The following is a 6619-nucleotide window of genomic DNA, read 5'->3' as shown; positions in this document are numbered from 1 at the left end:
TGCGAAGCTGGCCACCACGGCGAAGCCAAGGCCCGTGGCCACCATCAGCGCCGCGGCGAGCAAGAGCAGGGCGCGTGGATCCACCCGCGCGCCCAGCGCCCCGACGGCGAGCGTCATCAGCGCCGAACCGAGCAGCGCCGCGGTCGCCACCAGGCCGATCTCGGTCGCGCCGTAGCCAAGTGCGACGAGGTAGGCGGGGAGCAGCACCGCCGCCAAGCCATCGCCGAAGTCCCGCAAGCCGCGCGCCCAGAAGACCCGTCCCTGGATGCCGGACGGCGGCGACATGGCCATCATGCGATCACGCCAGGGCCTGCGCCTCGAGGGCATCGAAGTGGGTGAGGCTGTCGGCCTTGGCCGAGAGCAGTCTGTCCGCTTTCCGGCGAGGCATGCGGGAAAGAGGCCATTTGCCGCGGGCCACGCTCGGCGCATCCCGGCCCAAACCGGACCCGCCGAGTGGAGGCGCCGCCCGGTTGCTGCCCACCGGTCTGTGCCGTCACGCACCGCGTCCTGTGGCAGGCAGAGAAGTGCGCGGGTCCAGCGGCGCCGCGGTTGGTGTGGTGCCCGGCAGAGGCTGGAAGGCACCCTGCCGCTCCGCCGGCACCGGGGCGCGCGCGAAGAGGCGCCAAGCCGCGAAGACCAGGCCGAGCAGGCCGACCAAGGCCGCAAAGAGGAACAGGCCCCACCCGCCCAGTGCCATCATCACAGCCGAGGTCAGCAGCGGCCCCGCCGTCGCGCCGGAGGAATAGGCCAGCACCAGGCCGCCGCTGGCGGCCACGCGCTCGTCGCGCGCGAGGTGGTCGTTGGTATGGGCTGCGCACAGCGGATAGAGCGCAAAGGCGACCCCACCGAAGAATGCCGCCGAGCCGAGCAGCGCCACACCCCCGCCTTCCGCGGCGGAGGCGACGAGGAGCGCGGCCACCACCAGCAGCGCCAGCGTCGCGACAATCACCCGCCGGCGGTCAAAGGCGTCGGACAGGCGCCCGAGCGGCCACTGTAGCAGCACGCCGCCGGTGATCAGAACACCCATGAACAGCGCGGCGCCCTGCGCCTCGAAGCCCGCCGCGTCGCGCGCGAAGACGGGTCCGAGCGCATAGACCGAGCCGAGAACAAGTCCGCTCGCCACCGTGCCCACCACGCCGAGCGGCGAGGCCACCCAGAGCCGGCGCGCCGGGAAGGAAGCCACCTCAGGCAGTGCGGGCGGCGGCATGCGCGTAAGTGCGACCGGCAGCACCGCAACAGAGATCAGCACGGAGACGAGCAGGAAAACACGCATCCCGTCATTGCTCCAGTCCAGTGCAAGCAAAACCTGCCCCGAGGCCTGTCCCAGGTAGAGGCAGATCATGTAGGCTGCGAGAATGCGCCCGCGCGAGGCGGGGCCCGCATGGTCGTTCAGCCAACTCTCGACGCAGATGAAGATGCCAGCCATGCAAAAGCCCTCCGCCAGCCGTAGCGGCACCCAGGCAAGTGGCGGCGGGAGCAGCGGATAGAGCAGCGTCACTGCGGAAACCACTGAGGCGAAGGCCGTGAAGGCGCGGATATGGCCGACCCGCAGTACGACCCGGTAGGCGAGTAATGAGCCAAGGGTGAGCCCAGCGAAATAGGCCGACATCACGAAGCCGATAACGGGCCGGGGCAGCTCCGCCGCCTCCAGCCGCAGGCTCACCGCGGTGCCCAGCGAGCCACTACCCGCCATGGTGACGAAGACGCCAACCAGCAGCGCGGCGATGGGGCGGAGCACGGCGCCGGCCGCACCCGTCGTGCCGGGCCTCAACGCGTCCGCTCGGCCGCGTGCAGGAAGGCTAGGTGCCGCTCGTAGCGGGCGAGCACATCCGCGATCAGCTCCTCGCGCCCGAGGCCCATCAGGTCCTGGTCCAGGCCGCCTTCACGCAGGAAGAGCTCGGCACGCCAACTCCGATCCTCGCCGTCCCGTGGGCCGGCAGAGTAGGAGAAGCTCGGGGCGACATGGCCACGCAGCCGGATTCCGTAACGGAACTCCTCCGCCGTGCCGGGGCTCGCAACCAAGCGGATTCGCCCCTCCTCCCGCAGCAGCTCGGCCTCGACGCCGCGGGCGCGCAGCTCCCGTGCCACCGCGTCCAGTGCGGGGGTGGCGATATCGGAGAGGAAGGCCTGCACCTCGGCGCGCGAGGGGTTGTGCAGAATGGTGTGCAGGCGCCGCTGCCAGGCGCCCGGTACCGGGCCCGCGGCAGGGGTGGGCGCGTGCACGATGGTCTCGCGCAGCGCCTCGAGCTGCAATGCACGGTGCAGGGCCCAGCACATGGCCAGCATCACGACCGTGAAGGGCAGCGCGCTGGCGATGGTCGCGGTCTGCAGGCTCTGGAGACCGCCCGCGAAGAGCAGGACGGCCGCGACCAAGCCCGCGGTCACCGCCCAGAAGATGCGCCGCCAGACCGGCGCGCGGTCGGACCCACCTGCGGTGATGGTGTCGATGACGAGCGCGGCACTGTCGGCTGAGGTGACGAAGAAGGTTATTATCAGCAGCGTCGCCAGAGCCGAGGTGAGGCCGCCCAGCGGGAACTGCTCGAGGAAGGCGAAGAGCGCAAGCGGCACGCTGGAGGCTACGGCATCCGTCACCACACGCGTCGCACCCGACAGGTGCATCGCGATCGCTGTATTGCCGAAGACGGTGAGCCAGACGAAGGTAAAGGCAGTCGGCACGAAGAGCACGCCGAGCACGAACTCCCGGATGGTTCGCCCGCGCGAGATGCGCGCGATGAACATGCCCACGAAGGGCGACCAGGAGATCCACCAGGCCCAGTAGAACAACGTCCAAGAGGCCAGCCAGGCATTCGGCTCATAGGCGTAGAGGTTGAAGCTGCGGGTGATGATCTCGTTCAGGTAGCCGCCGGTGTTCTGGACCAGCGCCTTCAGCAGGAAGACTGTCGGCCCGACTGCCACGACGAAGACCACCAGCGCCGCGGCGAGGATGACGTTGAACTGGCTCAGCCGGCGGATGCCGGCATCGAGGCCGAGCACGACAGAAACGGTGGCCATTCCGGTGATCGCGGCGATCAACGCGACCTGCACCGGCAACGTCTCCGGCAGGCCGGTGAGATGCGCGAGCCCCGCATTGATCTGCAGCACGCCAAGCCCGAGCGAGGTGGCGACGCCGAAAACCGTGCCGAGCACGGCGAAGATATCGATCGCTTGGCCGATCGGCCCGTGGATGCGGTCGCCAAGCAGCGGGTGGAAGGCCGAGCGCACCGTCAGCGGCAGGCCGTGGCGGAAACCGAAATAGGCGAGCGAGAGCCCGACCACGGCATAGATGGCCCAGGCGTGGATGCCCCAGTGGAAGAAGGTGCTGCGCATCGCCGCGCGCGCCGCCTCGACCGTGCCTGCCTCGCCGACCGGGGGCGTGGTGAAGTGCATCACGGGCTCGGCCACGCCAAAGAAGACGAGGCCGATGCCCATCCCGGCGCTGAACAGCATCGCGAACCAAGAGCCGTAGCTGTAGTCCGGCTCCGCATGGTTCGGCCCGAGCTTGACGCCGCCATGCCTGCTCATCGCGAGGTAGAGTACAAAGCCCACGAAGATTACGACCGAGAGCAGGTAGAACCAGCCGAGCCGGTCCATGATCGAGGCCTGGACCGCCGTGAAGACCTGGCCCACCATGTCCGGAGCGATGGCGCCGGCCAGGACGATCAGCACCACCAGACCGGCGGAGACGAGGAAAACCGGGCTCGTGGCGGCTGTCGGTGCGGGCTGCGGCGAGGCTTGGCGCTTCTCGGGAATGGCGTCCTCCTATGGCACGCTATGCTGCGGCCTGCCGCTCCGGTGGCTGCCGCGTGCTGCCAACGTCGCGGCCCCGGATGGGTTGGAGGCCGTTGCGCTGGCGAGGAATGCGGCCATCCCCTATCCCGCTAGAACCATCCGCCTACCCTTGCGCGATGGGAATGGCCGCTTCTCGCCCAGTCGGGTCAGTCAGCACCGGGGGCACTTTGTCCGCGCGCAGGGAGTCGGCCAGCCGGCGATGGCGCGGGCGCTGAACGAGAGAAGAGTGCCGGCGCCGTCAGGCCGCGGTGCATGGACGCATACTACGGTGGCGAGAGTACTGGCCCGGGCCGGGGCCTGCGGCTCCGGAACCCGCCTTCCACGGTCGGCGGCGCAGGGCTCGGAACGAATAAATTGCCGGGCCTATCAGGCGCTGGCGGTGCATTCTCCATCTGCACCTGGTGGATGACGCTGCCTGCAATGCGTATCGTGAGGCCCGGAGCCAGCCTAGATCCGAGCACGGCGGCGGAAGCCTTCGGACCGACCGGGAACTCGCCAGCTGGCGCATTGACTGCCGCCCAGACAATGGCATCGGCAACCTCCCGAGCGCCGTCCATCCAAGGCCCGCGCGGCTCGCGGCCCATTCGTGCGGCCGCATTGGCCCAGAACGGCGTGTCCACTGCCCAGGGCAGGATCGTGATGATGCGAATGCAGTCCAAGCCGCTTAGGCGCATCTCCTGCCGCAGCGCACCATCCAGGCCAATGATGGCATGCTTCGTCGCCGCGTAGGAGGCATGATAGGCGAGCGGCACCCGGCCCTCGACCGAAGCCATGTTAACCAAGGTTCCCGATCCTTGCGCGCGAAAGCGCCGAAGCGCGGCATGGCTGCCGTAAAGGACGCCGTTCAGGTTCACGTCTATGACCCTGGTGTGGTCAGCGACGGGGATCTCGTCGAAACGGCCAATGGATGCCACGCCTGCATTGTTGAGCCAGACATCCACCCGTCCGAAGCGCAGCTCAGCCGCTGAGGCGAGAGCCTCCACCGCCTCCGGGCGGCTGACGTCAGTAGGTACGACCAGGGCCTCACCTCCATTGGCGCGGATGACCCGTGCCACATCCTCCAGCGCCTCAATGCGGCGGGCAGCGAGGACGACGTTCGCGCCCATGGAACCTGCGCGTTCCGCGACGCCGCGCCCGATGCCGGACGAGGCGCCAGTGACGACCCAGGTCCTACCAGAGATGGCGACACGGTCAGATTCGTACACGGCCGGCATTGCACAGGCAGCCAGAAGCAGCAGCAGGCTCAAGAGCAGAATGCGTGACACGGCGAGTTCCGGCCTGCGCGGCGAAGTGCGCGAGGTGAGCAGGGAACGGCGGGCGGCACCCTTCGTTCCGACCGCCGCGGCTGCACTGGAGGATCAAGGTGCCACGGGTGTGATCATTGGCGCTGGCTTGCCTCCCCCGTTTGTGGCGGGAGGGTGTGGGTCAACCAGCGCTGGCATGTGAGGCCTTCTCAGCGCGCTGGGCGGCGATCTCGTCGAAGCTCCGGCCGGCGCCGTCCAGCATCGCCTGCTGTCCCGTGAAGGCCTGCCAGCGAGTGAGGGCGACATCGACATAGGCCGGCGAGAGCTCCAGGGCATGGCAGGCCCGCCCCTCCATCTCGGCGGCGATCAGCGTGGTGCCCGAGCCACTGAACGGCTCGTACACCGCCTGTCCCGGGCTGCTGTTGTTGACGACCGGCCGGCGTATACACTCCACCGGCTTCTGCGTCCCGTGCACCGTCTCGGCGTCCTGGCCGCGGCTGGCGATCTACCAGAGGGTGGTCTGCTTGCGGTCGCCGCTCCAGTGCCCGGTGCCTCGCACCGCGTACCAGCAGGACTCGTGCTGCCAGTGGTAGTGGCCACGGCCAAGCACCTGTCAATGCTGACGTTGATTTCCCTGGAAGTGCTGGCGAAAAAATCCCACTGTAGCTGGTGTCTACAGGGCGGCGATGAGGCCGTCGGGATGCGGCTTGGGTGACCTGCCTCGCCAGCGGGTGTTGGCTTAGATGCAGGCATCTGCCGCGCTGAGCTGGTGTCCGGCAGCAGGTCGGCATGGCGGCGGAGGCGGTAGCTGGCGTCTTCGATGCGGACGACAATGGCATGGTGGAGGAGCCGGTCCAGCAGCACGGTGGCGACGACGATGGCGCCGAACACTTCGGCCCGGCCGGCAGCAGCTTGAGGGACGGCTGCTCCTCGACGAAGTGCTCTATGACGATGCGCCCTGTCGTGCCATGCAGGCGGCGGTTGGCGGGCAGTTCGTCCTCGGCGCCCGCGCCCTGCCGGGCAATCCTTTTGATGACCACACCCTCGCCGTTCAAATTGCCCAGACCGCGCGCATCACCGGCCTCGGCATCGAGCGGGCCCATGTCGATCGCGGTTACCGCAGCCACGACGCCGACAAAACCCGTGTGTTCGTCTCCGGCCAAAAGCGCGGCATCACCCCGAACATTCGCCGCGAGCGGCGGCGCCGCAGCGCCATCGAGCCCGTCATCGGCCGCAATAAGAGCCACGGCCATCTCGGCCGCAACTTCCTGCTCGGTACCAAGGGCGACGCCACCAATATCATCCTCGCCGCCGCAGGCCACAACCTCCGCCTGCTCCGCGCCTGACTGGCCTGGCTCTTGGCCTGCCTGCTCAGCCTGCTACTCCCATCTCAGCAAACCCAAGAGGGCCGCCAGCCGCGACCCCCGGCTGCCTGAAAACCTCATAATTCACGGGCGACTGGCACTACTTCGGCACTTTCATTCGCGCTTGTGTAGGTCGATGAACTCGCGGCATCTGGGACATCGCAGCCGGATGGCGGCAGCGAGCTGAGCCAGCAGTGCGCGCCGGATGGCGGGCAAGGTGGG

General features: G+C 68.6%; 7 protein-coding genes. 1 reads left to right on the top strand and 6 read right to left on the bottom strand.

The genetic code is table 11. The features are described from left to right. The 6 genes from H7965_RS28165 to H7965_RS31855 form a co-directional block, all read right to left on the bottom strand. The coding region (locus H7965_RS28165; protein WP_456308211.1) for a hypothetical protein at positions 1-285 on the bottom strand (285 nt) is incomplete at its 3' end. A gap of 208 nt (positions 286-493) precedes the next feature. Beyond that, positions 494-1738, bottom strand: a complete 1245-nt coding sequence (locus H7965_RS28160; RefSeq protein WP_229682843.1) for an MFS transporter — start codon at positions 1736-1738, stop codon at positions 494-496. A gap of 29 nt (positions 1739-1767) precedes the next feature. Beyond that, positions 1768-3750, bottom strand: coding sequence for a BCCT family transporter (locus H7965_RS28155; RefSeq protein WP_186773845.1), 1983 nt, complete (start codon positions 3748-3750; stop codon positions 1768-1770). A 302-nt stretch (positions 3751-4052) separates the two neighbouring features. After that, positions 4053-5054 (bottom strand): SDR family NAD(P)-dependent oxidoreductase, encoded by a 1002-nt coding sequence (locus H7965_RS28150; protein ID WP_229682845.1) that lies wholly within the window; start codon positions 5052-5054, stop codon positions 4053-4055. Between the two features lie 160 nt (positions 5055-5214). Next, the gene (locus tag H7965_RS28145; protein ID WP_229682846.1) at positions 5215-5508 is read right to left on the bottom strand and encodes a DNA methyltransferase; all 294 of its coding nucleotides are present in this window, start codon (positions 5506-5508) and stop codon (positions 5215-5217) included. Continuing rightward, the gene (locus tag H7965_RS31855) at positions 5400-5897 is read right to left on the bottom strand and encodes a hypothetical protein (protein ID WP_315898716.1); all 498 of its coding nucleotides are present in this window, start codon (positions 5895-5897) and stop codon (positions 5400-5402) included. The genes H7965_RS28145 and H7965_RS31855 overlap by 109 nt, the downstream gene beginning before the upstream one ends. Before the next feature lie 104 nt (positions 5898-6001). Here H7965_RS31855 and H7965_RS28140 point away from each other — a divergent pair, with 104 nt between their 5' ends. Next, positions 6002-6379, top strand: coding sequence for a hypothetical protein (locus H7965_RS28140; protein ID WP_186773847.1), 378 nt, complete (start codon positions 6002-6004; stop codon positions 6377-6379). Positions 6380-6619: the final 240 nt, after the last annotated feature.

The organism is Siccirubricoccus deserti (assembly GCF_014283215.1).
Taxonomy (GTDB): domain Bacteria; phylum Pseudomonadota; class Alphaproteobacteria; order Acetobacterales; family Acetobacteraceae; genus Siccirubricoccus; species Siccirubricoccus deserti.
The sequence above is the reverse complement of the archived record's forward strand: the minus strand, read 5'-3'. Positions and strand labels throughout refer to the sequence as shown.